Source organism: Floridaenema evergladense BLCC-F167 (genome assembly GCF_041929205.2).
Classification (GTDB): Bacteria; Cyanobacteriota; Cyanobacteriia; order Cyanobacteriales; family Aerosakkonemataceae; genus Floridanema; species Floridanema evergladense.
In genome coordinates this window covers 2,858,830-2,885,058 of the sequence record NZ_CM171625.1, presented here as the reverse complement: position 1 = coordinate 2,885,058, position 26,229 = coordinate 2,858,830, and the positions used below count along the sequence as shown (strand labels likewise).

25 protein-coding genes and 1 pseudogene are annotated in these 26,229 nt (G+C 39.6%); 17 read left to right on the top strand and 9 right to left on the bottom strand.

All coding sequences use genetic code 11. The features are described 5' to 3' along the window. Positions 1 to 233 precede the first annotated feature (233 nt). Positions 234 to 3,932, bottom strand: coding sequence for an NB-ARC domain-containing protein (locus tag ACE1CA_RS14230; protein WP_413275516.1), 3,699 nt, complete (start codon positions 3,930 to 3,932; stop codon positions 234 to 236). Positions 3,933 to 4,163: 231 nt separating this feature from the next. Between ACE1CA_RS14230 and ACE1CA_RS14225 the strand changes: the two genes are divergently transcribed. Continuing rightward, a complete protein-coding gene (locus tag ACE1CA_RS14225; RefSeq protein WP_413275517.1) occupies positions 4,164 to 4,760 on the top strand; it encodes a glutathione S-transferase family protein in 597 nt (198 codons plus the stop codon). A 97-nt stretch (positions 4,761 to 4,857) separates the two neighbouring features. After that, positions 4,858 to 5,787 (top strand): pyridoxamine 5'-phosphate oxidase family protein, encoded by a 930-nt coding sequence (locus ACE1CA_RS14220; protein ID WP_413275518.1) that lies wholly within the window; start codon positions 4,858 to 4,860, stop codon positions 5,785 to 5,787. A 3-nt stretch (positions 5,788 to 5,790) separates the two neighbouring features. On the opposite strand, the gene ACE1CA_RS14215 is transcribed toward ACE1CA_RS14220, so the two are convergent. After that, positions 5,791 to 5,937, bottom strand: a complete 147-nt coding sequence (locus tag ACE1CA_RS14215; protein ID WP_413275519.1) for a CDGSH iron-sulfur domain-containing protein — start codon at positions 5,935 to 5,937, stop codon at positions 5,791 to 5,793. A 305-nt stretch (positions 5,938 to 6,242) separates the two neighbouring features. Here ACE1CA_RS14215 and ACE1CA_RS14210 point away from each other — a divergent pair. Further along, a pseudogene (locus ACE1CA_RS14210) lies at positions 6,243 to 6,909 on the top strand (transposase family protein). A 542-nt stretch (positions 6,910 to 7,451) separates the two neighbouring features. After that, complete coding sequence (locus ACE1CA_RS14205; RefSeq protein WP_413275889.1) at positions 7,452 to 8,249, top strand: sulfite exporter TauE/SafE family protein; 798 nt, start codon at positions 7,452 to 7,454, stop codon at positions 8,247 to 8,249. Here the strand turns inward: ACE1CA_RS14205 and ACE1CA_RS14200 are convergent. Then, positions 8,246 to 8,908 carry a cadmium resistance transporter gene (locus ACE1CA_RS14200; RefSeq protein ID WP_413275888.1) on the bottom strand — a complete coding sequence of 221 codons (663 nt, stop codon included), beginning with the start codon at positions 8,906 to 8,908 and terminating at the stop codon, positions 8,246 to 8,248. The two genes, ACE1CA_RS14205 and ACE1CA_RS14200, sit on opposite strands and share 4 nt — an antisense overlap. Positions 8,909 to 8,975: 67 nt before the next feature. Between ACE1CA_RS14200 and ACE1CA_RS14195 the strand changes: the two genes are divergently transcribed. After that, on the top strand, positions 8,976 to 9,671 hold the full coding sequence (locus ACE1CA_RS14195) for a cadmium resistance transporter (RefSeq protein WP_413275887.1): 696 nt from the start codon (positions 8,976 to 8,978) through the stop codon (positions 9,669 to 9,671). Here ACE1CA_RS14195 and ACE1CA_RS14190 read toward each other — a convergent pair. From ACE1CA_RS14190 to ACE1CA_RS14180, 3 genes are all read right to left on the bottom strand, one after another. Beyond that, positions 9,660 to 10,874 (bottom strand): YeeE/YedE family protein, encoded by a 1,215-nt coding sequence (locus ACE1CA_RS14190; protein ID WP_413275886.1) that lies wholly within the window; start codon positions 10,872 to 10,874, stop codon positions 9,660 to 9,662. The two genes, ACE1CA_RS14195 and ACE1CA_RS14190, sit on opposite strands and share 12 nt — an antisense overlap. A 96-nt stretch (positions 10,875 to 10,970) precedes the next feature. Continuing rightward, positions 10,971 to 11,135: a hypothetical protein gene (locus ACE1CA_RS14185; protein WP_413275885.1), complete on the bottom strand. Its 165-nt coding sequence runs from the start codon at positions 11,133 to 11,135 to the stop codon at positions 10,971 to 10,973. Positions 11,136 to 11,150: 15 nt separating this feature from the next. Continuing rightward, positions 11,151 to 12,137: a sulfurtransferase gene (locus ACE1CA_RS14180; protein ID WP_413275884.1), complete on the bottom strand. Its 987-nt coding sequence runs from the start codon at positions 12,135 to 12,137 to the stop codon at positions 11,151 to 11,153. 422 nt (positions 12,138 to 12,559) lie between these two features. Between ACE1CA_RS14180 and ssuD the strand changes: the two genes are divergently transcribed. The 12 genes from ssuD to cysE all read left to right on the top strand — a co-directional run bounded on the left by ssuD (position 12,560) and on the right by cysE (position 23,376). Then, positions 12,560 to 13,723, top strand: a complete 1,164-nt coding sequence (gene ssuD / locus ACE1CA_RS14175; protein WP_413275883.1) for an FMNH2-dependent alkanesulfonate monooxygenase — start codon at positions 12,560 to 12,562, stop codon at positions 13,721 to 13,723. An 18-nt stretch (positions 13,724 to 13,741) separates the two neighbouring features. Continuing rightward, positions 13,742 to 14,371 (top strand): beta-class carbonic anhydrase, encoded by a 630-nt coding sequence (locus tag ACE1CA_RS14170; RefSeq protein ID WP_413275882.1) that lies wholly within the window; start codon positions 13,742 to 13,744, stop codon positions 14,369 to 14,371. A 39-nt stretch (positions 14,372 to 14,410) separates the two neighbouring features. Next, positions 14,411 to 14,962: an NADPH-dependent FMN reductase gene (gene ssuE, locus ACE1CA_RS14165; RefSeq protein ID WP_413275881.1), complete on the top strand. Its 552-nt coding sequence runs from the start codon at positions 14,411 to 14,413 to the stop codon at positions 14,960 to 14,962. Between the two features lie 109 nt (positions 14,963 to 15,071). After that, positions 15,072 to 15,278 carry a hypothetical protein gene (locus tag ACE1CA_RS14160; RefSeq protein ID WP_486517867.1) on the top strand — a complete coding sequence of 69 codons (207 nt, stop codon included), beginning with the start codon at positions 15,072 to 15,074 and terminating at the stop codon, positions 15,276 to 15,278. Between the two features lie 5 nt (positions 15,279 to 15,283). After that, entirely contained in the window at positions 15,284 to 15,613 is a 330-nt protein-coding gene (gene cutA / locus ACE1CA_RS14155) for a divalent-cation tolerance protein CutA (protein WP_413275880.1), read from the top strand. A gap of 31 nt (positions 15,614 to 15,644) precedes the next feature. Then, positions 15,645 to 16,847: an MFS transporter gene (locus ACE1CA_RS14150; protein ID WP_413275879.1), complete on the top strand. Its 1,203-nt coding sequence runs from the start codon at positions 15,645 to 15,647 to the stop codon at positions 16,845 to 16,847. 238 nt (positions 16,848 to 17,085) lie between these two features. Further along, positions 17,086 to 18,168 carry a sulfonate ABC transporter substrate-binding protein gene (locus ACE1CA_RS14145; protein ID WP_413275878.1) on the top strand — a complete coding sequence of 361 codons (1,083 nt, stop codon included), beginning with the start codon at positions 17,086 to 17,088 and terminating at the stop codon, positions 18,166 to 18,168. Positions 18,169 to 18,173: 5 nt separating this feature from the next. Beyond that, positions 18,174 to 19,889, top strand: a complete 1,716-nt coding sequence (locus ACE1CA_RS14140; RefSeq protein ID WP_459563551.1) for a fumarate reductase/succinate dehydrogenase flavoprotein subunit — start codon at positions 18,174 to 18,176, stop codon at positions 19,887 to 19,889. Positions 19,890 to 19,891: 2 nt separating this feature from the next. Continuing rightward, entirely contained in the window at positions 19,892 to 20,119 is a 228-nt protein-coding gene (locus ACE1CA_RS14135; RefSeq protein ID WP_413275876.1) for a 4Fe-4S dicluster domain-containing protein, read from the top strand. 10 nt (positions 20,120 to 20,129) lie between these two features. After that, a complete protein-coding gene (locus ACE1CA_RS14130; RefSeq protein ID WP_413275875.1) occupies positions 20,130 to 21,101 on the top strand; it encodes a HEAT repeat domain-containing protein in 972 nt (323 codons plus the stop codon). After that, on the top strand, positions 21,098 to 22,165 hold the full coding sequence (locus tag ACE1CA_RS14125) for an NADH:flavin oxidoreductase/NADH oxidase (protein WP_413275874.1): 1,068 nt from the start codon (positions 21,098 to 21,100) through the stop codon (positions 22,163 to 22,165). The genes ACE1CA_RS14130 and ACE1CA_RS14125 overlap by 4 nt, the downstream gene beginning before the upstream one ends. A 362-nt stretch (positions 22,166 to 22,527) precedes the next feature. Further along, positions 22,528 to 23,376, top strand: a complete 849-nt coding sequence (cysE, locus tag ACE1CA_RS14120) for a serine O-acetyltransferase (protein ID WP_413275873.1) — start codon at positions 22,528 to 22,530, stop codon at positions 23,374 to 23,376. A gap of 452 nt (positions 23,377 to 23,828) precedes the next feature. Here the strand turns inward: cysE and ACE1CA_RS14115 are convergent, their stop codons facing one another. The 3 genes from ACE1CA_RS14115 to ssuC form a co-directional block, all read right to left on the bottom strand. Beyond that, on the bottom strand, positions 23,829 to 24,650 hold the full coding sequence (locus ACE1CA_RS14115) for an NADPH-dependent oxidoreductase (protein ID WP_486517866.1): 822 nt from the start codon (positions 24,648 to 24,650) through the stop codon (positions 23,829 to 23,831). 27 nt (positions 24,651 to 24,677) lie between these two features. Continuing rightward, positions 24,678 to 25,244: an NADPH-dependent FMN reductase gene (gene ssuE / locus ACE1CA_RS14110; RefSeq protein WP_413279716.1), complete on the bottom strand. Its 567-nt coding sequence runs from the start codon at positions 25,242 to 25,244 to the stop codon at positions 24,678 to 24,680. A gap of 72 nt (positions 25,245 to 25,316) precedes the next feature. Beyond that, positions 25,317 to 26,129, bottom strand: coding sequence for an aliphatic sulfonate ABC transporter permease SsuC (ssuC, locus tag ACE1CA_RS14105; protein ID WP_413279715.1), 813 nt, complete (start codon positions 26,127 to 26,129; stop codon positions 25,317 to 25,319). Positions 26,130 to 26,229: the final 100 nt, after the last annotated feature.

Sequence of the window (26,229 nt, the reverse complement as noted above, 5' to 3'; positions counted from 1 at the left end):
AGCATTTAAATAGTGATAAGAGCATTACCTTTATTTTATGGTACAAGAATGTTCAATTACGGTCAGTGGGAAAGCAAAGAAGCATTTGAGGCAATTCTCAAGTAACCAGGTTTTAATCCAGAAAAACCTTATTGGGAGGGATTCAATACTGCTCGGTTAAGGGTACGGGAGAGCCGATATTTCTTAATGATTTAGCACAGTAAATAGGGAAGAATCATCACTTTCAAGAACGACTATACGATCGCACCTAGCATTTGCAAGGTAGCGATCGTCGCTGGAGTTAAACCTTTAACCCCCGTCAGCTTCATACCTTCGTAAAGACGTTTAGCAATTAAGATGCGATCGCATTCTCCCGTATCAGTATTCCAAATCCGCACAGTTTGATCTTGGGAACCACTGGCGATCGCTTTTCCATCAGGACTAAAGGCAACTGAAGAAACCAGATGGGAATGTCCTGTGTAAACATCGATACACTGACCTGTTTTAACATCCCAGCGGCGCACTGTTCGATCGTGGGAAGCACTAGCAAGGGTTTGTCCATTGGGACTAAAAGCAACAAAAAACACCCAATTGGTATGTCCGGTAAAGGTTTTGAGGCACACTTCTGTTGTCCAGTCCCATAATTTGACAGTGCGATCGGTACTAGAACTAGCCAGAAGCTTTCCATCAGGACTGAATGCAACTGAATAAACACGATTTGTATGTCCATCAAGTACCGTGATGCAATCGCCTGAGTGATAATCCCATAATCGAATTGTTTGATCGGCACTAGCAGTCGCTATCATTTGTCCATCAGGACTAAAAGCAATTCCGAAAATTTTATCACTGTGTCCGGTCAGGGTTTTTAAACATTGACCAGTTTGCCAATTCCACACTTTCAAAGTACAATCAGCACTGCCGCTAACAACAGCAAAATTTTCCGGGTGAAAGGCAACAGCAAATACCCAATCAGCATGACCTTGGAGAATTTGGAAACATTGACCAGTATTGACCTTCCATAGCCTCACAACACAATCAGTACTAGCACTGGCTAAAATTTGCCCGTCTGCATTAAAGGCAAGTCCATAGATAAAGTCGGTATGTCCAGACAAACTGCGGATACAATCACCTGTCTGCCAATCCCACAACTTTACGGTTTTGTCATTACTGCCACTAGCCAAGATCCCCCCTGCGCCCCCCTGCTTAGTAAGGGGGGATTGGGGGATCGGACTAAAACTCACAGGAAGTGCCCAATCGGTGTTGCCATACCAAGATTTTAAACAATGTCCACTTTGGTAATCCCACAATCGCACGGTTTGATCTAAGCTGACACAGGCAATAGTTTGCTCGTCTGAGCTAAAGGCAACGCAACAAACTTCATTGGTTTGTCCGTACAATGTTTTGACACAGTTATCGCTATAGCAATCCCAGAATTTGACTGTGCGATCGCCACTGCCGCTGACAATTAAATCACCTGTGGGACTGAATGCAATTGAATAGACACTACCTTGATGTCCGGTGTAAGTTCTGAGACATTCTCCTGTCTGATAATCCCAAAGCTTGATGGTGCGATCGCTACTAGAACTCGCCAAAACTTCCCCATCAGGACTAAAAGCCACAGAACGCACCCACCCAGTATGCCCTTTTAGAAGTTTTGAGTTTTGAGTTTTGAGTTCTAAATTATCATCTTTTCCCCTATGTTCCCCATCTCCCACTTCCCACAATCTAATGGTATGATCTGCTGCACCACTAGCCAGGATTTTACCGTCTGGGCTGAAGGCGACAGAACGTACCCAGTCTGTGTGTCCGGTCAGTGTTTGCAAACAATGACCATTGCAGATATCCCAAAGTTTGATTGTGCGATCGCCACTCGCACTTGCCAAGCGTTGTCCATCCGGGCTATAAGCAACGGCAAAAACCTCATGTTGATGTCCAATAAATGTTTTAATGCAAACACCATCTTGCACATTCCACAGCTTTACAGTACAGTCCGCGCCACAACTGGCAAGGGTTTTCCCATCTGGACTAAACACCACGAAGCGCACCCAGTTATTATGACCCTGACAAATAACTAGCAATTTGCCTGATTTAACTTCCCAAATCCTAACATTACAATCAGTGTCGCAGGTGGCTAATAACTGACTATCAGAACTGAACGCAACCCATAAAATATTTCCCAAGGTTTCTGTGAAAATACAGCGAGATAAATCTGAGTTAGTAAAGTCAACATTGTGTAAAGTAACGCCTTGCAAATAAGCTTGCCAAACAGTTAATCCAGAACAATCAAAACCTGTCAAATCTACACCAGTCTGATGCAGCAAATTAATTGCATTTCCGGCTGCATATCCAGTTTCTTTTGGAGGTTTTCCTCGCAAATTGCTCAAAATTTCACTAAGGCAAATTGAGATATTTTCGGAACTTCCTAAAGTTGTAGTTAATTCATCAATAATTGGTTGCAAGATTAAGTTAGCTTGGGTTTCTCGGATGTAATCTTTAGCAGTGGCTTTCAGGAGTGCATGATTGATGAAAATTTTATTAGTTGCATAGCTTTCTTCTAAGCTGCTGATTTCTGCACAAACTTGCTCAATTAAATGAGTTGTTACATATTCCATAACAACTGGTTGCTGAGTAAAACTAGCGTTGCTTTTTTCGATAATTGAACGCCGTTGTAATGAATTCAAAGATTCCAGAAATTCACGAGGGGGAATAGTTGTAACGAAATCAGCTTGTAATTCCGGTAAAGTGACAGATTCTCGATCGATCGCCAACCAATACATAATTGCGCGTTCTAAGTCAGTTAATCTTTGGAATTGTTGTGCCAACAAGTCACGAATATCATCAAACAAAAACGCACTTTGTTGAGTTGTATCTAAAAAGTAAGAAATATTATTATCAAAATAATCGTGAATAGAAGAGGCAACAATTTTGAGCGCCAGTGGATTTCCCGCATAACGCGAAATCAAAGTTTCCCATTCTGTATCTGTTGCCGTAAATGTTCCTTTAACGTTGAATAATTCCCGCCCCACGCCTTTAGGTAAACCGCTTAATTGCAGCGAGCGCACTGGTAAACTTTCCCCTTCAAATTTAGCTAATCCCTGCGGTTTTTCACGAGATGTTAAAATTAAACAACTCTGATGTGATGTTTCGGCAATCGAACGCAAAAGTTGCCCGTAACCTTCATATCCAGTCCGATAACGCCCCGTGCGATCGCCTGCTTGTAAAATCGATTCAGCATTATCTAAAATCAGCAAACAGCGTGAAGTTCGTAAATAATGGAGTAATCTGGTAATTCTTCCTTCTAAATTCGATGGTAAATTAATTTCTTGTTCCTGGGAAAGAAACTGAATAATTTCTGTCAAAATCTCTTCCACAGTGGGAGCATTACGGAGCGATCGCCAAATTACATAATCAATGTTAGATTTTGAATACTCCTCTACTTCCCTACTTTCGGCGATTTCTCTCGCCAACTTCACCGATAACGCCGTTTTCCCAATCCCACCCATTCCCAACAACGTCACCAAACGGCAATTTTCCTCAATCACCCACTGCCTAACCGTATTCAACTCTACCTCACGACCATAAAACACCGAAACATCAGGCGCATCACCCCAATCCTGAAGCCTTCCATTGACTGATTTTCCTTCTTCCCCTGTGTCTCTGTACTCCTCTTCCCCCCTGCTCCCCTGCTCCTCTGCAACTTCCTCCCAGTTCAACTCAAGTACTTGACAATACGCTTTGAACGCCTCTGCATTGATGGGATATTTCCCAGCTAAGAAGCGTTTCCAAGTTCCCTCGGAAATGCCTATTGCAAGAACTCCATCCTCTGCCCAAGAAGCGCCTAAAAATGCGCTGGCTGTCTCAATCCAACGGAAATCACTAACAGCCCACCCTTTCTCGCTTCTAGCTTTTTTAATGTATGCAAGACCTTGTTGTGAAGCTTTGAGTGTTACCACAATCTTTTTCCACCAACTGTGTCTAATTGTTACGGAAGATAGAGTTTAGATTTTTTTTATGTTTAAACTAATTTGCCAGATTTTCTGTTGATGTGCAATACCATATTTAAGGTTTAATAAACAAGATCGATTTCATTCAAGTTAAACTGATCCACAACTGATCTTGATGTCAGTGATAATATTAACCAGTATTTTAGCTGATGACCCTTAAACATAGAAGATGAAAAGCCAATGATGAAGTTATATCACACTGAATTGTCAGGAAACTGTCACAAAGTTAGGTTAATGCTGTCATTGCTACAAATAGAGCATGAACGAGTATTAATTGATTTGGCAAGTGGTGAACATAAATCTGCTAACTTTCTGGAGATCAATCCTCTTGGACAGGTTCCGGTTTTAATGGATGGAGATACTTTAATTCGAGATTCCCAAGCTATTCTGGTTTATCTAACGCGCAAATACGAACGGGAAGATTGGCTACCATTAGAAGCCGAGTCAATGGCAAAAGTTATGCAGTGGTTGTCATTTGCAGCTAATGAAATTAATACCAGCTTATTTATTGCCCGACTTCATTTTCGCTTTGGCATGGATTTTGATTGGGAAACGGCGCAACAAAAGGGTAAACAAGTGCTGCAAATAATAGATACTCATCTACAAGATCGAAATTGGTTGGAGTGCAATTCTGCTACCATTGCAGATATCGCTTGTTATCCTTATGTAGGACTGGCTCCCGAAGGTAAAGTTGCTTTGGAGCCTTACCCAAATATACTTGCTTGGATCGATCACATTAAACAATTGCCTGGTTACGAAACTATGCCTGGACTTTAGAATAAAGAGGAAAATTTTGTGTTTTGAGTTACGGAAATCTCAGTTATTTTTAATCTTTTGTTTGTAATGTAGTAAGTAGCAAATAATTAATAATGTAATGATGCCTTTTCATTCTGGAGAAATTGCTGTTCAAACTCGTGCAGGTGTGCGAGAAGAGGCTGAACGGATTGGACAAGTGATTTGTAATAAAGTTAAGCCTGCTGCTTTGAGTTTTCTTAGTACTCAGCAAATGGCGATCGCCAGTACGATCGCAGCAAATAATACTATTTGGGCATCTTTGCTAACAGGATCGCCCGGATTTATTCAAGTATTAAATGACCAAATAATACAAATTCAACACACTTCTAATTATATAGATATTTTCCACAAAAATTTGGAGAAAAATTCTGCTATTGGCTTATTAGTTATAGACTTATCCAACCGGAAGCGATTAAGATTGAATGGGAACGTAAAGATGCACCTATCAGAGATGTTCCAAGTGGAAATTCAGCAATCATTTTTCAACTGTCCTAAATATATTCAAACTCGCTATTTAGAAACTAGTGCGATCGCAGAATTACCACCACCAGAAATTCACCAAAGAAATGCTTTAAATTCAGCAGATGAAAGTTGGATTAATCAAGCAGATACCTTTTTTATTGCCACTGCTAATTATACACAAGGGGCTGATGCTTCTCATCGAGGAGGCTATCCAGGTTTTGTGCAAGTAATTAATTCTAAAACTTTACTTTTTCCAGATTATGCAGGTAATAATATGTTCCAAACTCTGGGAAATTTAGCCCAAAATTCGCAAGCTGGTTTGCTGTTTATTGATTTCGACCAAGGGCATACATTACAATTAACTGGACAAGCAGTAATTTTGTGGGATACAGAACTGCTTTCGACTTTTCCCGGCGCACAAAGGCTGATCGAATTTACCATTTCTCAGTTAATCGAAACGCGAAATGCCACACCTTTACGCTGGGAATTTGGAGAATACTCTCCAGTAAATCCAACTTCGGAACAGCCAACTTCAAAATCAATATAGTTATCATCCGTAGGAGGCTCCGCAGCGGCAAAGCGCGATCGTCTCTCGTTCAGCATGAAATTGATTGCCCTCAGCATCGGTCAGCAAAACAGAACCAGCCACCAGGAAAGGACCGTTATCGAGCGTCGTGATTTTTGTGGCTTCAGTCATCGTGTTCTCTTTTCGTCAAAGAGAAATAAAGGCTTGCATTACTTACTATAAGTAACTAATATAAAAAGTGAAACCTTAATTACTGAAGGCGATTCTAGTAACTCAAGTTGCTAGTTACCCGGAGCGATCGCACGACGCGGGTAACAGAGATATAGCAACGGACATAAGGTTACTTTCCCGGGTCGTGCGATCGCTTCCCTGAGATGAGGCAGCACTATCTCTCATATTTGGATTTTTTGAGCATTTTTCACAGAGCGGGTCGGCTATAGAATAAAATCCCCTCAAATGAGAAATTGTGAGAGGAAATGATTAACGAAATTATTGCTATTTATGCTATCACTGATGACGTACAAGGAAGCGATCAATCACCAAGATGATAGAAGGCGACTAATGAGTGATGCGGAAGTCTTAACTACTGCATTGGTAGCCGCTTTATTTTTTCATGGTAATCAAGCTCATGCTAGAGTGTATCTGCAAGAAAGTGGTTTAATTCCCGCAATGTTAGATAAGTCGAGATTTTGCCGGAGATTACACGCTTTATCGGAATTAATGTACGACCTATTCCATCAAATTGGTATGCTTCTCAAAGCAACAAATTCTGATGTAGAATATCTGTTAGACTCCTTCCCCGTAGCGGCTAATGATGTGCGTGGGTTAAATGCTCTCCCCCTGAATCTGCCACCATTAAGTGAAATTTATGCCGATTCAGCCTACACTGATTATCAGGCAGAAGATGCTCTCTTATTGATTGACGAAATTGGTTTAAAAGCGTTAAGAAAAAAGAATTCGCATCGAGCAGCTCCTCCTTGGATAAGCTTTTACAAACAAGCTACTCGACATCGAATTGAGACGGTTTTTAGTGAGATTACCCGTCTTTTTCCTAAATCTATCCATGCCGTTACTTTTTCTGGATTTTTAATAAAAATAACCTGTTTTATTTTGGCTATAACTTTTAAAAAAGCCTTTATATAAAACCTGCCACACTTACAAATTCCACACTTTTCTACCTAATAAGCTGGTGGGAGCTTTCCCTGATAAGTAACTTAGGTAGGCTTGGTTGCTGCGCTTCTTTTTGTCTTTTTCTCGAAATGCGATCGCACTTTGGGTAACTAGCAACTTGAGTTAATAGCCATCGCAATCCCAATCATCATCTGTTTCCTTTCCCGCAGCTAAGTAATAAAGCAGCTAAACCAATAAAATCAAACATTCTTATTTGTTGAATTAATAACTTTAAGTGATTAATTATTCAATTGAATATTAAGAACTAAATTGCTGCTTACCTAATTTACAGAGGCTTTTGGGCGATTCTGTATAGGCAGATACTACGATCTATAGCTTTTTGGTAATACTTCCGATAAAATACGGTAAGTCGAGCGAATTAACGGAGTTAATTTAATAAGCTGAAGAGAGTTGCAAATGAACCGAGTCTTAGTGCAAGATAATCGATCGCAAAAATTAGGTAAAGTTCTCGGCGACTGTAGTTTCGGAGGTTATATTTTGAGTAGGGGAGTTATATGAGTTATTTACTACTAACACCACTGAGTTTTATAGTAGGTATCTTGGTGGGATTGACAGGGATTGGCGGCGCATCGTTGATTACACCAATGTTGATTTTCTTGTTTCAAGTGCCACCTGCGATCGCAGTTAGTTCTGATGTCGTAGCTGCCACTTTAATGAAAGTAATTGGTAGCGTTAAACATTGGCAACAAAAAACTTTAGACTGTGAAATAGTCAAATGGTTAGCTTTGGGAAGTGTACCAGGTTCACTTTCTGGAATCGGACTTTTATATTTACTCAGACAAATTGAAGATTTAAATTTAGATACTATTTTACTTCGCTTAATTGGCACTATGATGGTGTTAGTTACTTGTTCCGCAATAACACAATCATTATTAAAACTTTTTTTGCCCCAAGTCAATTTACCTTCTCCACCCAAATTTGATTTAACAACTAATTCTGGTCGGTTATTAACAATGGGAATAGGAGCATTTTTAGGTTGTTTAGTTGGCTTGACTAGTGTAGCTTCTGGTTCAATGTTTGCGCTAGCATTAATCACCTTTTTCCGCCTTGATTCCCAAAAATTGGTCGGTACAGATATTTCCCAAGCTTCCATTCTGTTAGTGTTTACATCAATGGGACACTTAGGTTTAGGAACAGTTGATTGGGGTTTAGTTTTGCCAATTTGGTTAGGTACAGTACCAGGGGTTTTGGTTGGTGCGAAACTCTGCAAACTCACACCCCAACCAGCACTACGTTTGATTATTTATAGCATTTTAACAATGGTTAGCTGGAAAATGATTAATCAAGCTTAATTGAATGTAGATCTCAAAATTTCAAAAGTTCCTCTTTCGTACATGATAAATAAACCCAACCCAATTAATACGAAAGGTACGATCGGCTTACCATAGCGACTTAACAAATAAGCAATATTAGGATGCAGAGTTAATGAGTAAGCAATTCCACACCAAACGCCTACCATGATAAAAAATACTCCCAAAATTACTAGTAAATCATTAAGATTTTGACCAGCAAATAAGGGAATATAAATACTAATATTGTCACCTCCATTAGCAATTGTGATTGCAGCTACTTGATAAGTCTTTGGATTGAAAATACTAAGAATAAAAGCTATGAGTGAGTTACTGGGTAAGTTTTGTTGAAAGTCGTTACTCACAGTTTGTACTTGTGCAGTGTCTTTGTTGCGATCGATTAATTGCTTAATTCCGATCGCTATAGGTAGTAATCCCAATAAACCAATCCATTCCTGCTTTACTACCAAACCACCGAAATATCCTGGTAAACTAGCAGCAACTAAAACCGCAAAACCAAGATATTGACCGATAATGATGTTTCGCCGCCGAAAATTTTCGCCCAGTTGTGAGAATAATAGTAACAGAATAATGATATCATCAATATTTGTTGCTGCAAAAGCGATGATTCCTTCAGTAATAGCTGTTCCTATACTAGTCATGTTGATTTATGAAAGAAGTTCCTTTTAATATTAATATTAATCTGGCAGTAAATAAGGAATTGTAGCAATGAGTGGGTTAGTAACAGCGATTACTACAGGTGTAACAGCCTTCTGTGCTACTAATATAGATGACTTTGCTATTCTGTTGTTATTGTTTTCTCAGAAAAACCCCTCTTTTCGCTACCAGCAGATTCTTTTTGGTCAATACATTGGCTTTACAATATTAGTAATTGCTAGTTTACCTGGCTTTTTAGGCGGGTTAGTTGTTCCCCAGGATGCGATCGGGTTATTAGGTTTCATTCCTATTATTCTTGGTCTCGATCGACTATTAAATAAAAAAAATGAATTTTCAAAAGTAGAATTATCAACAGAATTAAATGTGAATTCTATTCTAAGTAGCTTGATCTCTCCTCAAACTTATACTGTAGCAGCACTTACAGTGGCTAACGGAGCAGATAATATTAGTGTCTATGTGCCTTTATTTGCTCACAGTTCTTTCACAAACCTGTTAGTAATTTTCAGCATATTTTATTGTTTAGTAGGAGTTTGGTGCTATACAGCCCAAAAGCTAACAGATAATTTAACTATTGGTAATTTACTAAATTCGTATAGTAGTAATTTTGTAGCTTTCTCCCTGATGGGAATAGGTATTTTTATTGTTTTAGATAGTCAAGCATTGAATTTTACCAAGCTGTTTTTTAGTTGTCTTTGCCTGGTAGTTTTAATTAGAAAAGAGCCGGAAAATGATGAGTTACTTGGTTAATTGAAATAGAGAACGCAGACGTAGACCGATCGCAGTTCCCACCAAAGCACAAAAAATCCATACCCAACCATGCAAACTTGTGGAAGCAATACCACCAAAGAAAGCACTAACATTGCAACCATAGCCAAGAAATGCACCATAGCCCATGATTAAACCACCAATTAAGGTAAGTGCGATCGCCCCAACTGAAGGCGAAAATTTGGGAACTAATTTCCCTGCTAAAGCTGCTGCTAAAACTGCTCCCAACACAATACCAATATTCATCACAGAACTAACATCTGCCAACAAACTTTGACTAAGCGCTTGTTTTCCTGCGCCACTATTCCAGAAAGGACTTGAGGTAGAATTCCAGCCTAACCAAGTAGCAATTTGTGCTGCCCAAAGTGCGAAGCCCCAAGTAATTCGCCAGGGTTGTCCAGAGATAATTAATGTTAACCAATTCAGTACAGCCAGCGCAACTGCACCTGTGAACAATGACCAAGGGCCATAAATAAATGAAGATTTTCGGTGGTTTAAATTTAAGAAATTGAATTGCAATTTATCCGAATTTATAACCTTTTTACGACTCCACCATTGCAGTATTTTTACAAGCAGTAAAAAAGTTATTAATTGTAATAAAACTGCTGGTATCCAGCCAATTGTTTGACCAAGAGAAATTGGAGATGATGCGGGAAGAGTTGACCAAAGTTGCCGAGTTAAACTTGCCCCAAATGCCCCAATGCAAAAAGTAATTAGTGTTAGTAGCATGGCTAAACTACCACCGCCAATGGTGTAGAGCGTACCACAACCACAGGCTCCTCCTAATTGCATTCCAATCCCAAATAATAGAGCGCCGATCGCTCCTTGTACACCTACTGGAGCTAATGCACCTCTAACTTCTTGCCCAAAAATGGAACCACTTCCTAAAATTGGCGCAAATAAAATAGTGGCGATCGCTAACATGACTAATTGAGCATACATTCCCTGCACATCATGATTAACTAACAACTTGCGGTATGCAGAAGTAAACCCAAAACTAGAATGATACAAAGTCACTCCTAAAAGTCCACCAATCAAAAACAATACACTTTGTCGCCAACCATAATTACTTAAAGCGATCGCTCCCATACATAATAAAAATAACGCGATTAACACAATTAACTTTTGTGGTCGCGTCGTCATAGAAATGATACTGCCGTTAGAAGAATTCGTAGTACTACTCATAAGTTACTAGACATCTCAGTTAATTATTCAGCAAACAAGGGAATCAGAAAAGTTTTTCATCCCAAACTCTCCTAATCCCCAGTCCCTAGTCCCCTGTCACCCTTTTTTATCCTGATTTCCAGAAGAAGTTTTTGGCGGAGGATCGGAAGAAGTGGTGCAACTAATTAAGTGTTCGTCATTTTTGGATGTGAGTGCGATCGTTGTTAGCACACCCAAACTCAACAACAGAGTAATTCCCCAAACTACTTTAAATTTCATCATCAATTTTCTTTGCAATTACTGCGTTTGTGCTACTTTTTCCGGGCCCGTTGCTACAGGTAAATTTGTTGTACTGTACTCTGTCCAAGAACCTTCATAAATCCGAACTTTGGGATAACCTAACAAATGCTTCAGGACAATATATTGCAAAGTTGCTTCCCTTCCTGTACTGCAAGTTACAATTATATCATCAGAAGGCTTAATTCCTCTTTCTGCTAACAGTTTGCGAATCTCATCCAATGGCTTTAATTTATGTGGGTTCTTTAAAGCTTCTTGGGCATTTTCTGCTTCTGTAAATGTAGGCCAAGGAATGTTACGAGCGCCAGGAATATGACCATTACGCACCCAAATATCTTTCTCTCCTCGGAATAAATCGCCCGGTCTTGGATCAATAAACACCACTCCAGGTTTACCAATTAACTCCTTAACTTGTGCTAAACTCACCCGAATTGATGGATTATCTCGTACAGTAAATTGACCAGTAGAATAGCGAGGAAATTCTTTTGTCACTGACTGACTAGAACTTTTATAACCTGCATATCCACCATCTAAAACTGCAATATCCTTAACACCGGAACGTTCTAGCAAATATGCCACCATCGTTGCACCTAGAATATCCCGACCGTCAGAATATACCAGCACTTTGCTATTATTAGATATCCCAGATTTTGAGAATATACTGCCTAATTTATTCTCATCCCAATATTGCACAGGTAGAAACCCATTCGGCCCACGAAAGGCATTGTCAGCAATGTTTACTGCATTGGGAAGATGTCCAGCAATATAATCTAGAGGCAAATTTCTTACATCTAAAACTCGCAAGTTTGGATCTTTGGCATTAGCTGTTACCCATTGTGGTGAAACGAATTGAATAGATGAAGGAGAACTGGCTACCAGAGGTGAAAATGACCACAAAGGTATAGTAACTAAGCTAGCTACTAATGCCACAAAAAGTCCAAAAATCCTTGGCTTTTTCAGCCTGGATTGTAGCAATTTCAAGTTCATCAGGCTACTCCTAGCTGTTTGCTCAGTTGTTAGCTTAATTTATTTAAACTACGGCAATTTGGTAGGATTACCGAGCTATATAATTATTAGCATTTCATGGTTAGCAAGAAAATGCAAGGAACTTTTGGAAAAAAATCATGGCTTCTTAATAAATTTTTCCAATAATATAGATAGAAAACTTTCCTAGCATTGAGTAGAACTGCTGTAATTCTGTAATTTTGATTGAGTTACAGATTTTGTATAAAAAGAACTTGTTTGGTGATGGTGAGTGTGACATACTGCTAGTCTAAGACATAAAGGCACGTAAATCGATTGAATTACAGTATTTTATGTTTGGCATTGGCTATGTTCTAGTTGTTTGGTAGTTGTCTGCACGTCTGCCAAGTCTATACAAACATCAGAAAAAAAGGAGGATTTCGCTGATGCAAGTTCTTTGGTTTATCCCTACACATGGGGATGGTCGTTATTTAGCAACATCTATTGGCGGACGGGCAGTTAACTTTCCTTACTTGCGTCAAATTGCTCAAGCTGTTGATAATTTAGGTTACACTGGGGCTCTGTTACCCACAGGTCGTTCTTGTGAGGATGCTTGGGTTTTGGCATCTAGCTTAGTAACGCACACCTCAAAAATGCGTTTTTTGGTGGCAATACGTCCGGGGTTGATGTCGCCTGGAGTGGCGGCGAGAATGGCAGCAACGTTCGATCGCATTTCCAACGGACGGTTATTAATTAATGTTGTAACAGGCGGCGATCCTGTAGAATCAGCGGGAGATGGTTTGCATTTAAGCCATGACGATCGTTACAAATTAACTGATGAATTTTTAACAGTTTGGCGGCAAATTGTAGCTGGGGAAGAAACAAATTTTCAAGGCGATTATTTAGATATTCAACGCGGTAAAATCTTGTTCCCGCCAGTACAAAAACCTTATCCGCCCTTATGGTTTGGCGGTTCTTCTCCCATTGCCCAAGAAATTGCTGCCAAGCACGTTGATGTTTATTTAACTTGGGGCGAACCGCCTGCACAAGTAGCAGAAAAAATTGCTGCTGTTAAGAGATTGGCAGAGGCGGAAGAAAGAACATTAAAATTTGGCATCCGTTTGCACATCATTGTACGAGAAACAGAAAGTGAAGCTTGGTCAGCAGCTAATCAGTTGATTAAATATGTGGATGACGATGCGATCGCTACTGCCCAAAAAGCTTTTTCCCGTATGGATTCCGAAGGACAAAAACGCATGGCACAACTACATAATAGTAGTCGTGAAGCATTAGAAATTAGTCCAAATCTTTGGGCTGGTGTTGGTTTAGTCAGAGGTGGGGCGGGAACTGCTTTAATTGGCGATCCAGATACAGTTGCGGCGCGAATGTTGGAATATAGAAATTTAGGAATTGATACTTTTATTTTTTCTGGATATCCTCATTTAGAAGAAGCTTACCGAGTCGCAGAATTATTATTTCCGCGTTTGCCGTTAGAAAACTTACCTAATGCTGAACAAGAACTAATTTTAAGTCCGTTTGGGGAAATTGTTGCTAACGAGAAATTTCCCAAGCAGCAGTTAAAAGAAAAAACGACAGCTACAGTTGATTAACTTTTTGGAGATTTTAAAATGTTACACCAACAAATAGACCAAAAACTAACCGAAAAAGAAGCTTGGGCATTGCGAAGACAATTAGGAATTCCCAACAACAAACGTTTGTGGGTATTAGCTTGTATGGATGAGCGTTTATCTGTAGAAAAAGCGTTAGGAATTGCAGAAGGCGATGCTCATATTTTCCGTAATGCTGGGGGATTAGTGACTGATGATGCGATTCGTTCCGCAATGTTAACTACTCAGTTTTTTGGTACAAAAGAAATCATTATAATTAACCATACCGAATGCGGCATGATGACGGCTTCTGGAGATTTATTAAGTGAGATTCTGCTCAAAAGAGGGATTAATATAGATGAAGTTTCGATCGATCCAGCTTTACCGCAATTAAAATTACCGAAAGGGGTATTTTCCAAATGGATCAAAACTTTTACTGATGTGGATGAAGTTTGCTTAAAACAGGTAGAATTATTGCAAAGTTCGCCGCTAATTCCTCAAGATGTTGTAGTTACTGGTTACATTTGGGAAGTAGAAACAGGAAGTTTGCGCCGCCCTTATCAACGTTTAAGCCAAAAGGTAAACACTGCGGAAGATATGGCTGCTAAAACTAGTTCTAATTCGCATCATCATGCACCCCAGGCAGTTTGAAGTTTTAAATCGAGAAATCTTTTTTTAGGAGTTGTGGAAATGGCGAATATTTTAGCGATCGCAGGTAGTCCCTCTCACCCATCAAGAACTTACAGTTTGGTAGAATACACTACTAATTTGTTACAGCAACAAGGTTACAATATCGATATTATTTCTGTACGGGACTTTCCCGCCGAAGATTTAGTGTTTGGACGCTATGATAGTCCGAATTTAGAGCAACCAAAAGCGCTTTTAGAGAAAGCTAGTGGAGTAATTATTGCTACTCCAATTTACAAAGCATCTTACACTGGTTTACTCAAATCTTTTCTGGATTTGTTGCCTCAGAAAGCGTTGCTAGATAAAATTGTTTTCCCTATTGCTACTGGTGGAACGATCGCTCATTTGCTGGCGATCGACTATGCCTTAAAACCAGTATTAACCGAGTTAGGCGCACGGCACATTTTAGGTGGCGTTTATGCTGTGGATAAACAAATTCAACGGCAACAAGATGGAAGTATTCAGCTTGACGAAGAAATTGAACAAAGGCTACAACATTCATTAAATGATTTCGTTAAAGCTGTCGGTTTACCAAAACAATTGGTAAAGAATTAGCTCTGGTTGAGCTTACCCTTTTCTAGTCGAACACCTCCTAGTAGCAGATTTTTTGTTCTCCTCTCAATCTGCTACTTTTTCTTATTCAAATCAGGATGATAAATAAACCATGTTTGAACATCTAGAGCGAGAATTAATGGAAGGGGAACCTTGGGCAAGTGGATTAGTTAATTCACCTATCTGGAACATTGAAACTGAAAAACTAGAAAGTTCCCAAAAAAAGAATTTTGAATTAATCGCTAGACAGTCTGTTAACTCCGCTCAAAACCTTGGGTATGCCAAATTTTGGTTGCCTGTGCTTAAGCTCTTTTCCTAAAATTTATGAAACTCTATTACGTTACACTTAATAACACCGATGAAGTTCTGCAAATTGTGCAAGTTTTACTAGAAGAAAAATTAGCAGTTTGCGTTAATTGGTTTGCGATTACCTGCGCCTACCGTTGGGAAGGTAAAATTGTTCAAGAACCGGAAATAGTTTTAATAATTAAAACTCGATCGGTTTATCGAGAAAGAATTGAAGAGGTCATTCGGCAACATATCTCTTACACCAATTTTATCGTTGAACTCACTCCTACTAGCGTGAACCAAGAATTTTTGGATTGGTTAAACAAGGAAATACCAAACAATTCTTTGGTAGAATCGATAGATTAGAGAAGTTAAATTTAAAAAACGCGAGAGTTTAGTGACAAAATTAGTGGGAGAAAAGGCAGATAGTCCCAGGATTTCATTAATTTTATTAGGGGCTATTGCCTTCATGGTAGTCGCTGATATGCGAGTAATCGATCCCTTGCTACGGGTGATTGCCAATGAGTTTCGTACAAGTGTAGGTTACACGGCAGCAATTATTTCAGCCTACACTATTCCTTATGGTTTATTTCAATTAGTATATGGGCCTTTAGGCGATCGCATCGGTAAGCTAAAAGTGATGACTTTTGCGATCGCAATTTTTGCAATTGGAACAGTAGCTTGTGCCTTTGCACCAAGTTTACCAATCTTAATTTTCCTGCGATTTCTGACCGGAGTATTTGCTGCTGGAATTATACCGCTTTCTTTAGCTTATATTGGCGACAATTTCCCCTATACCGAACGTCAAACTGCTATTGGACATTATTTGAGTGCGCTGATGCTTGGTCAAATTCTTAGTAGCAGTTTGGGCGGAATCTTTGGTGAATTTCTCAGTTGGCGCGATATATTTTTGCTGTTTGGAGTAGCGTCAATGGGGATAGCATTTATCTTTTGGCAAGGAACAAAGGAGTATCAAATTCAGCCAGATAATAAAGAAGTAAAAAACGGTTTTGCATTTTTGAAACCTTATTGGCAGCTGATTAATCAACCATCTGCCCGATTGGTAATTACTACAGTATTTATTGAAGGTTTCTTTCTCTACGGTAGCTTTGGTTATATGGGAGCATTTATTCGCGATCGCTACCATCTACCATACATAGTAATTGGTGTGCTACTAAGCGGTTTTGGAATTGGTGGACTATTGTATAGTGCTTCTGTTAAATTGCTGGTGCGCCGTTTGGGGGAATCAGGTTTAGTTTTAGTTGGTGGATCGCTGATATTTATCTGTTACTTATCCGTCAGTTTGTTTAAAACTTGGTTGGTATTTATTCCCGGAACTATACTAAGTGGATTAGGATTTTATATGTTCCATAGCACCTTACAAACTAGAGCAACAGAAATGTCGCCAGAATCACGAGGAACAGCTGTTTCCTTATTTGCATTTAATCTATTTCTCGGTCAGGGAATTGGTGCTGCTGCGATCGGTCGAATTGTGGATAATTTCGGTTATATTCCTGCTTTTATCTTCTCTGGTATTGCCATAGTATTGTTAGCAATTTGGTTTGTAAATAAATCACGCCAGTTTCAGGATACATATTAGACATCTCCAGAGGTCTTGGCGGTTAAAACCGCAACTATACAAACAAAGTCCGCCTGCGCGGACTAATAACCTGCGTAGGCAGGTTTTGTCTGTGTAGCCGCGACTTTAGTCGCAGAGGCGACTTGCATTTTGCCTGGATTCATGTGATATTTTTATTGCAAGTTCCGGTACACCTACCAATTTACCGTAGTTTGCAAGAGACATAGAATATTTTCCGATCGCAAAATCTAGAGGAGTTATGTTGTCTAACCTACAAAAACCACGATGGTTGGGCATTGTGAGTAATTTGTTCTCAGTTTGGCAAAGTCCGTCTGTTTGTAACTTTGTATTGATGTTCTTCCTGGGATTCGCAGTGAGTTTAGCTATTTCGGCTTGTTCCTCTAACGCGAACGTCAACACAGCCAGTTCTCCAGCCGCTAGTCCCAATCCTGCCACTCCCACCACTAATGCTAGTGCTGAAGTTCGCATTGGCTACCAAAAAGCCGCAACAGTGCTGAATGCCTTAAAAGGAAAGGGTGAATTAGAAAAAGCTTTGGCAGCTTCTGGCGCAACTGTGAAATGGACAGAATTTCCCGCAGGGCCACCGATGTTGGAAGCAATGAACGCTGGAAGCATTGATTTTGGCTACACTGGGGAAGCGCCACCTGTATTTGCCCAAGCCGCAGGTACTCCTTTAGTTTATGTTGCTTACGAACCTTTGGGGCCGAAAGCAGAAGCGATCGTTGTTCACAAAGATTCACCAATTAAAAGTGTCGCCGATCTTAAAGGTAAAAAAGTTGCTTTTGCTAAGGGTTCTAACACTAATTATCTAGTAGTAAAAGCCTTAGAAAAAGCCGGATTAAAATATACTGATATTAAGCCAGCTTTTCTCACACCTGCTGATGCCCGTGCTGCTTTTGAAGGAAAGAATGTGGATGCCTGGGCAATTTGGGACCCTTACTTAGCAGTAGCAGAAAAAGCTATAGGCGCACGTATTTTAACAGATGCAACTGGCTTGGCACCAAATCGGGGTTATTATCTAGCATCCAAATCTTTTGTAGAAACTCGTCCTCAACAGTTAAAAATTGTTTTAGATGAAGTAACTAAAACCAGCGACTGGGCGAAGAGTAATCCATCAGAAGTAGCAAAATTTTTAGGGACTGAATTAGGCATCGATCCAGCTATTTTGGAAGTATCAGAAAAACGCAAAGAGTATGGTGTCTTGCCAATTACGGATGAAGTTATCGCTGGACAGCAACAAGTAGCTGACGCATTCCAAAAAATCAATCTGATCCCGAAACAAATAAACGTTAAAGAAATTGTTTGGAAAGACAACAAGTAATTGAAATGGAAACCAACATCAACACCCAATGGCTAAAAACTGATGTGTTAGTCATTGGGGGTGGGACAGCAGGAACAATGGCTGGGATTAAGGCAAAACAAGCTAATCCTAATGCCGAAGTGTTGATTTTAGAAAAGGCGAATATTCGTCGTAGTGGTGCGATCGCAATGGGAATGGATGGCGTAAATACAGCTGTAATTCCCGGTCATTCCACACCTGAACAATATGTCCGAGAAGTTACTCTGGCTAATGACGGCATTCTCAACCAAAAAGCGGTCTACCAAACAGGCAAATTTGGCTATGAAGTAATTCAAGAATTGGAAAGTTGGGGCGTAAAATTCCAGAAAGATACTGAAGGTAATTACGATTTAAAACAAGTGCATCGGATAGGTAAATATGTTTTACCAATGCCAGAAGGCAAAGACTTAAAACCAATCTTAGCCCGACAAGTTAAACGCCACAAAGTTAAAGTGACTAACCGCGTCATGGCAACCCGTATTTTAGTAGCAGAAAATCGGGCTATTGGTGCCGTAGGATTTGATGTCAGAAACGGAGATTTTATCGTTATTCAAGCCAAAGCAGTTATCCTTTGTACAGGTGCTTGTGGACGTTTAGGACTTCCGCTTTCCGGCTATCTTTATGGCACCTATGAAAATCCCACAAATGCCGGAGATGGCTACTCAATGGCGTATCATGCAGGGGCAGAACTTAGTAATATTGAATGCTTTCAAGTTAACCCGTTAATTAAAGATTATAACGGCCCTGCTTGTGCTTATGTTGCTGGGCCTTTTGGCGCTTATACAGCTAATGCTGAGGGAAACCGCTTCATTAATTGCGATTACTGGAGTGGTCAAATGATGCTGGAAATTTGGAAAGAATTACATTCTGGCAAAGGGCCAATTCATTTAAAAATGACCCACTTAGATGAGGATACGATCGCCGAAATTGAATCGATTCTTTGGACAAATGAACGACCGAGTAGAGGTAGATTTCATGAAGGTAGAGGTGAAGATTACCGCACTCACGGAGTAGAAATGCACATTTCCGAAATAGGATTATGTAGCGGTCATAGTGCGTCCGGTGTTTGGGTTAATGAAAAAGCAGAAACAACTGTACCTGGATTGTATGCTGCGGGAGACATGGCAAGCGTTCCTCATAATTATATGATCGGGGCATTTGTGTTTGGTAGAATTGCCGGAATCAACGCTATTGACTATATGCAAAATTTAGATTATCTTGAACCTAATGGAGATTTTTTAGAAGCTGAAAAAAAGCGAATTTATGCTCCTTTAACTCGCCCTAATGGAATTCCTCATACCCAAGTTGAATATAAACTGCGGCGGTTCGTTAATGATTATTTGCAGCCGCCAAAAGTGGGGAATAAAATGGAGATTGGTTTAAGCCATTTTCTGCGTTATCATGAAACTTTAGATTTGATGGGCGCACGCGATCCTCATGAACTAATGCGTTGTCAGGAAGTTCATTTTATTAGGGATTGTGCGGAAATGGCAGCAAGGGCTTCTTTGTATCGTCGGGAAACTCGCTGGGGTCTTTATCATTACCGTCTTGATTATCCTGAAAAAAACGATGATGAATGGTTTTGTCACGTTAATTTAAAAAAGGATGAATCAGGAGAAATGAAACTATTTAAGCGCCCAATTGAGCCTTATATTGTGGATATTGATTTGCAAAAAGAAGTTTACAATGTATCAGTGAGGTAGTTATGGCTTTAATTAATCAAAGAGTTGATGCCCCAGTAATTGTGGATGAATCAAAATGTTTAGAAAAATGCACTGTTTGCATTGAAGCTTGTCCTTTGGATGTGTTAGCCAAAAATCCCGAAACTGGTAAAGCTTATATGAAATATGACGAATGTTGGTTTTGTTTACCCTGTGAAAAAGAATGCCCAACTAAGGCAATAACAGTGCAAATTCCCTTTTTGTTACGTTAGAGGAAGTAGAATGTCTGTAGATACGGATAATGAGTTAGAAGGGTGGTTGGAAATGCTGCGATCGCCTAACTTACACGATCGCATAATAGCCGTGAAAAATTTACAATATTTGGCTGATGAAGCAGCAATTCCTAGCCTAATCATAGCGACAAAAGATGTAGATTTTACAGTACAGAAATTAGCGATAATTGCTCTCAAGGAAATTGGTAACTCGGTAGCTGTTCCCGCTTTATTAGAAACCTTGGTTTCATCGGATGTAGAAATTCGTCTTGAAGCTTTAGCAGCTTTAAGCGAGTTAGTTTCAGCAGAACATTTACTAATTTTACTTGATGCGATTAAGCGGGATAACATCAACATTCGATTGAGCGTATTGATTTTATTAAGAAAAATCCACGATGCCCAATCTTTGCCCTATATCATACCCTTCTTTCAAGCAAAAAACCCTGAGTTAAGGGAAGCTGCTGTTACTACGTTACGCTATCTCAACCAAGTAAAACAATGTCCGCCTGCGTTAGCTTTAATCAATGATTCAGCGGAAATTGTCCGCCGAGAAGCTGCTTTAACTTTAGGGTATTTAAAACATGAAGAAGCGATCGATTTATTATGCGAATCTTTGACTAAAGATACTGATTGGCAAGTGCGGCGAAATGCAGCTAAATCTTTAGGAATTCATTGTAATATAACTGCTATTCCTGCTTTAGAAATTGCTTTAAAAGATGAACATTGGCAGGTAAGGAAAGAAGCAGCTAAAGCTATTCAGCAAATCCCAGACGATCGCGTTTTACCTGAGTTAATTAAAGCTTTGTCTGATGAGTATTCTGATGTTCGTAAAGAGAGTGCGATCGCTCTTGGTAATTTAGGTAATTCTCAAGCTTTAAATGCACTTCAGCAAACTTTAGATGATCTTGATAAAGATGTTTCTATTTACTCACAACGAGCAATTCAAAAAATTCAACAAGCTGGGAATAGGTTAAATATATGACTCATTTGTTTACCCCACTAAACCAAAGAGGAGTGACTTTTCGTAACCGTATTGCTATGTCGCCAATGTGCCAATATTCCAGTGTTGATGGCTATGCTAATGATTGGCATTTGATACATTTAACTAGTCGTGCTGTTGGTGGTGCGGGATTAATTTTTACCGAAGCAGCTGCAATCGAACCGAGAGGACGTATTAGCCCCCAAGATTTAGGAATTTGGACTGATAAACATATTGAAGGGTTGGAAAAAATTGTCTCAGGAATTGAAAATTTTGGCGCAATAGCAGGTATTCAACTAGCTCATGCAGGTAGAAAAGCCAGTACTGCAACTCCTTGGGAAGGGGGAAAAGTTCTTGATGAAAATGAGGGTGGTTGGCGTTCAGTTGTCTCAGCTTCTGCGATCGCATTTAGCGAGAAATACCACATTCCCAAAGCATTAGATATTGCAGAAATTGGACAAATAATTGATGCTTTTGTGCAAGCTGCTAGACGTTCAGTAGAAGCAGGTTTTAAGGTGATTGAAATTCACGCAGCGCATGGTTATTTATTGCACGAATTTCTCTCACCTCTCTCTAACCATCGTCAAGATGAATATGGCGGAAGTTGGGAAAATCGGACTCGTTTAGTGCGAGAAATAGCCCAAAAATTGCGGGAAATTTTACCTGACAGTTATCCACTTTGGGTGAGGATTTCTGCTACTGATTGGTTAGAAAATGGCTGGGATGTGGAACAAAGTGTGGCTCTGGCAGATAAGCTTAAATATTTGGGTGTAGATTTAATTGACTGTTCATCAGGAGGCATTTTACCAACGGTAAAACCTCCTACAAATCCAGGGTATCAAGTTCCTTTTGCCGATCAAATTCGCCGCGAAGCCAATATCGCAACTGGAGCAGTAGGATTAATTACAGAACCAGAACAGGCCGACCAAATTATTCGTCAAGGTCAAGCGGATATAGTATTATTAGGTCGGGAACTTTTGCGCGATCCCTATTGGCCCCATCGAGCCGCTAAACTGTTAGGAAAAGATAAAGTTTGGCCTGTACAATATAGCCGAGCTTGGATTTGAGTAAATTCTTTGTCAGCTATTTATCAGCGAGTATGGATAGTCATTAGGATACTTATTCTAAGTGTAAAACTGAACTGTCCTTACTTTTAATAAATTTCACTAATACATTATAAAATAAGTAATGAATCAAATATAAAGCTAATTTTTTAGAAAAATTTTATATTTAAATTTAACTAATAGGTATAAACTTTTAAATGTGTAAAAAGCAACAAACTCAGTTTCTGGAATAGATATAATTTTTGCATAATAAAATTTTGGCAAAAGTTCAAAATTTAGCTTTTAACCCAGAGATGAACACAGATACACGCAGATGTATTTGTTGATTCTATGTAGGGATCTTATTAACGATTAGGAGCGTAGTTATGAACAGTTTGGAATCTACATCAAAGGAGACACGAAGCAGTTTCACAGCTAAACAGCTTGATTCTAATCTTTCTTTAGAAAGTAATTTTCACCCAATTAAAACAAACCCGATCGCTATTTTAAAAGCAGATTGGCAAGCCATTTTCCAACGCGATCCAGCCGCCCGTAACTGGCTTGAAGTACTTTTGTGTTCGCCGGGATTGCAGGCTTTATGCACTCATCGGATTGCCCATTGGTTACATAGTTTAGGCATTCCAATTTTGCCTCGTTTCTTGTCTCAGTTAAATCGATTTTTTACCGGGATTGAAATTCATCCAGGTGCCAAAATTGGTAAAGGTGTAGTGATCGATCACGGTATGGGAGTTGTGATTGGTGAAACAGCAATTGTGGGCGACTATGCCTTAATTTATCAGGGAGTTACTATCGGAGGAACGGGAAAAGAAAAGGGTAAACGCCATCCGACATTAGGTAATAATGTAATGGTGGGTGCAGGAGCAAAGTTATTAGGTAATATTCAAATTGGCGATCATGTTCGGGTTGGTGCAGGTTCAGTGGTGTTAAGGGATGTTCCTAGTAATTGTACAGTAGTAGGAATTCCGGGACGAATTATTCACAATTCGCGGGAAAAAGAAGGGCCTCAGTTGAATCAAAGTTTACCTGATTTAGAAGCAGAAGTAATTCGGAATTTATTTGAGCGAATCAAGGTGTTAGAGCAACAAGTTGAGAATTTACAAAGTCAATCATCTGTTAACTTTGAAGATGCTCGGAAGTATCAAAAGCCGAAAGCAAATACATCTGCAAAAGACGATCGCATAATTACCGAATTTCTCGATGGTGCAGGGATTTAAGAAGTAGTTAAATTCAGTAGAGGCAAATGGAGTCTGGATCATGCTGATTTCTGATGCTCCCACCACGATCGCAACCATCAAGGCAAAATCTATGCCGTTTCTCGTCGCGGGTTAACTCCCTTACCCCCAGGGCTGTTTCACGCTAATTTTTTCCAGTTCTCTAACCCTTCCGTAGTGAGGTGTTTAGCGGATAATTTCTAGTAAAAATGCTGAAATTATTCAAAAAGCCTGTTTTGCCCATTGGGAGAGAGTTTGAAAACAAAACGAGCCAAAATTAAACCTTAGCGTGAAACAGCCCTGCTTAACAAGGGGGGCTAAGAAAGAACCCCCCCTTGTAACTAGCAACTTGAGTTAAGTAGTAGGATGGTGCGTTACACTGGCGTTTTTCTTAAATGCCGCAGGCTATACGCACCCTACGCATAGAAGCTTTGCGTAAGTCCTGAAGAGAACTGTTAATGTAGTGGAAAACCCAGATTATTGAGTGCCTCGCGCAAGCGATCGCGTCCCGACAAAGACTCACGAGTAGCCACCCGCTTGGATGAGTGTTCCGACCAATCACCAGGGACATTCATCTTTTGTTCAATGTAGAACGCTTTCATCACTTCGTTGTAACGAGCGATCGCCTCCTCCTGAGATGCCAGCTGATAAATTTCCCGATGCAGCACAGCTTGTTGGGGTAAACGCGGCTTAATCGCAGCCGCCTTGTCTAAATCGGGATAGCCAATACACATTCCAAAAACGGCAAAGACATGAGGTGGCAAATTCAATACCTCTGCCACTTCCTCTGGACGGTTGCGTAATGCACCGATATACACAGTTCCTAAACCAAGAGACTCAGCAGCTACAGCCGCATTTTGTGCCGCTAACGCTGCATCAATGGCTGCCATAACAAACATCTCCAAGTAATCCAATCCCTCGTGAGGCAATCCTTGTGATTCGGCAACATAAGTCAAGCGAGCCAAATCTGCTAACCAAACTAGGAATAGGGGACATTGCCGGATGTGTGCTTGGCTTCCTGCTAGTTGTGATAATTTTTCCTTGCGCTCAACGTCTTCAACTGCAACTACACTCCAAGTCTGGAGATTAGACGAAGTAGCAGCGGATTGAGCAGCTGCCACTAAGATTTCTAGAGTTCCTGGTGGCAATGGATCGGGCAAATAAGCGCGAATCGATCGGTGAGAAAGCAGTGTGGTTAAAGAATCGTTCCAATCTATATCAAAATCAAATTCTTTCTGACCGTAGCGCGAGTACAGCAATTCAGTAGGATTAGTCATAGTAGTGATTTGGTTCGTCTATTTAGTTTAGCAAGCAGTAGCTAATTCTTTAGTCGTTGCTTGTGAGTGCTTGACAGATTCAATAAAATCATTGAGAGAATTTTTTAACTTTTGGTGAATTTCTTTATCCAAATGTATACTGCCATCTAAACATCGTCTAACTTGTTTATCTACAACATAAATACCATCTAAAATAAGTCTTTCATCTAATTCTGTTAAAATTGGTTCTAAGGCATGATCGATCGCTAATAAATGAGCGATCGTTCCTCCTGTAACCAAAGGTAGTATATATTTCCCCAATAAAGCGTTTTGTGGTAATAAATCAAGAAAAGGTTTGAGTAAGCCCGTGTAGGAAGATTTATAGATTTGGGTAGCGATAATAATGCCACTTGCTTGTTCAATTAATTCTTTTGATTGTTCAAAAATATCATTATTAGAGCGTCCAAAAATTAAGTCTTCAGCCGGAAAATGGCGAACTGAAATAACATCTGTGTGGAAACCTCTAGAGTTTAATAAACTGCTGGCATATTCTACTAGAATGTTACTTCTAGAAAGATGTGATGGACTACCAGCGATCGCTACAATGTTGCTCATGTATCAATCTCCTGATTTATACCGTTTTATAGTGGGGGAGCGATTTATTACAAGTAAGTCAAAATCATTAAATCAGGCTTTTTGATAGCTGGGATGCCATTGCAACCAGTAACTTTCCAAACCTCTGGCTAAAACATCAGCTAACTTGCCGAACAAAGCATACATTAAAATGCTTAAAACTACCACATCTGTTTGCATAAATTCCCTAGCATTCATCGCCATGTAACCAATGCCGGAATCAGCTGCGATCGTTTCAGCTACAATTAAAGTTAGCCACATAATCCCCAAAGAAAAACGCACCCCAACTAAAATCGAAGACATTGCACCCGGAAGAATAATTTTCCAAAACAAACCCCAAGCATTTAAACCATAAACTCTTCCCATTTCAATCAATCCAGGATCGACATTGCGAATCCCATGAAAAGTATTCAAATAAATGGGAAACATCACACCCAAAGAAACCAGAAACAATCTAGCTTCGTCACCAATTCCAAACCACAAAATTACTAAGGGAATTAGAGCTAAATTGGGGATATTGCGAAGCATTTGAATAGAAGTATCTAGCATCTTTTCTGCGAGAGGAGAGATACCATTAATTAACCCTAAAAGAAACCCAATACTTCCCCCAAGCAGAAACCCTGTAATTGCCCTTTTCGCACTAATACCAATATTAGTAAAAAGTTCCCCTGACATGGCTAAACGAAAAGCAGCATTTACTACGTCTAAAGGAGCAGGTAAAATTCGTGTAGGAATCCAACCAATAGAAGAAAAAAGTTGCCAAAATAGAATGATAAAAAAAGGTACTAACCAAGGAATTACTGATTGAATATGACGATTTTCAACCAATGCTTGAAGTAGACTATTTTTGAATTTTAGCTTCTTCATGAAACTTACTCTCCTGATTTATGATATTGATAGGTAACAGAGTACGGATTAGCGCAAAAAGGCAGTAGGTAAAAAGGTTTTTATGTTCAGCTTTTTACCT

Bases quoted from the DNA above. Each gene is read 5' to 3' on its own strand.
- ACE1CA_RS14215 (WP_413275519.1), bottom strand. From the start codon at position 5,937: ATGACTGAAGCCACAAAAATCACGACGCTCGATAACGGTCCTTTCCTG.
- ACE1CA_RS14130 (WP_413275875.1), top strand. From the start codon at position 20,130: ATGTCTGTAGATACGGATAATGAGTTAGAAGGGTGGTTGGAAATGCTG.
- ACE1CA_RS14190 (WP_413275886.1), bottom strand. From the start codon at position 10,874: ATGAGTAGTACTACGAATTCTTCTAACGGCAGTATCATTTCTATGACG.
- ssuD (WP_413275883.1), top strand. From the start codon at position 12,560: ATGCAAGTTCTTTGGTTTATCCCTACACATGGGGATGGTCGTTATTTA.
- ACE1CA_RS14180 (WP_413275884.1), bottom strand. From the start codon at position 12,137: ATGAACTTGAAATTGCTACAATCCAGGCTGAAAAAGCCAAGGATTTTT.
- ACE1CA_RS14195 (WP_413275887.1), top strand. From the start codon at position 8,976: ATGAGTGGGTTAGTAACAGCGATTACTACAGGTGTAACAGCCTTCTGT.
- ACE1CA_RS14115 (WP_486517866.1), bottom strand. From the start codon at position 24,650: ATGACTAATCCTACTGAATTGCTGTACTCGCGCTACGGTCAGAAAGAA.
- cysE (WP_413275873.1), top strand. From the start codon at position 22,528: ATGAACAGTTTGGAATCTACATCAAAGGAGACACGAAGCAGTTTCACA.
- ACE1CA_RS14135 (WP_413275876.1), top strand. From the start codon at position 19,892: ATGGCTTTAATTAATCAAAGAGTTGATGCCCCAGTAATTGTGGATGAA.
- ssuC (WP_413279715.1), bottom strand. From the start codon at position 26,129: ATGAAGAAGCTAAAATTCAAAAATAGTCTACTTCAAGCATTGGTTGAA.
- ACE1CA_RS14145 (WP_413275878.1), top strand. From the start codon at position 17,086: ATGTTGTCTAACCTACAAAAACCACGATGGTTGGGCATTGTGAGTAAT.
- ACE1CA_RS14205 (WP_413275889.1), top strand. From the start codon at position 7,452: ATGAGTTATTTACTACTAACACCACTGAGTTTTATAGTAGGTATCTTG.
- ACE1CA_RS14200 (WP_413275888.1), bottom strand. From the start codon at position 8,908: ATGACTAGTATAGGAACAGCTATTACTGAAGGAATCATCGCTTTTGCA.
- ACE1CA_RS14225 (WP_413275517.1), top strand. From the start codon at position 4,164: ATGATGAAGTTATATCACACTGAATTGTCAGGAAACTGTCACAAAGTT.
- ssuE (WP_413275881.1), top strand. From the start codon at position 14,411: ATGGCGAATATTTTAGCGATCGCAGGTAGTCCCTCTCACCCATCAAGA.
- ACE1CA_RS14140 (WP_459563551.1), top strand. From the start codon at position 18,174: ATGGAAACCAACATCAACACCCAATGGCTAAAAACTGATGTGTTAGTC.
- ssuE (WP_413279716.1), bottom strand. From the start codon at position 25,244: ATGAGCAACATTGTAGCGATCGCTGGTAGTCCATCACATCTTTCTAGA.
- ACE1CA_RS14125 (WP_413275874.1), top strand. From the start codon at position 21,098: ATGACTCATTTGTTTACCCCACTAAACCAAAGAGGAGTGACTTTTCGT.
- ACE1CA_RS14170 (WP_413275882.1), top strand. From the start codon at position 13,742: ATGTTACACCAACAAATAGACCAAAAACTAACCGAAAAAGAAGCTTGG.
- cutA (WP_413275880.1), top strand. From the start codon at position 15,284: ATGAAACTCTATTACGTTACACTTAATAACACCGATGAAGTTCTGCAA.
- ACE1CA_RS14220 (WP_413275518.1), top strand. From the start codon at position 4,858: ATGATGCCTTTTCATTCTGGAGAAATTGCTGTTCAAACTCGTGCAGGT.
- ACE1CA_RS14160 (WP_486517867.1), top strand. From the start codon at position 15,072: ATGTTTGAACATCTAGAGCGAGAATTAATGGAAGGGGAACCTTGGGCA.
- ACE1CA_RS14185 (WP_413275885.1), bottom strand. From the start codon at position 11,135: ATGATGAAATTTAAAGTAGTTTGGGGAATTACTCTGTTGTTGAGTTTG.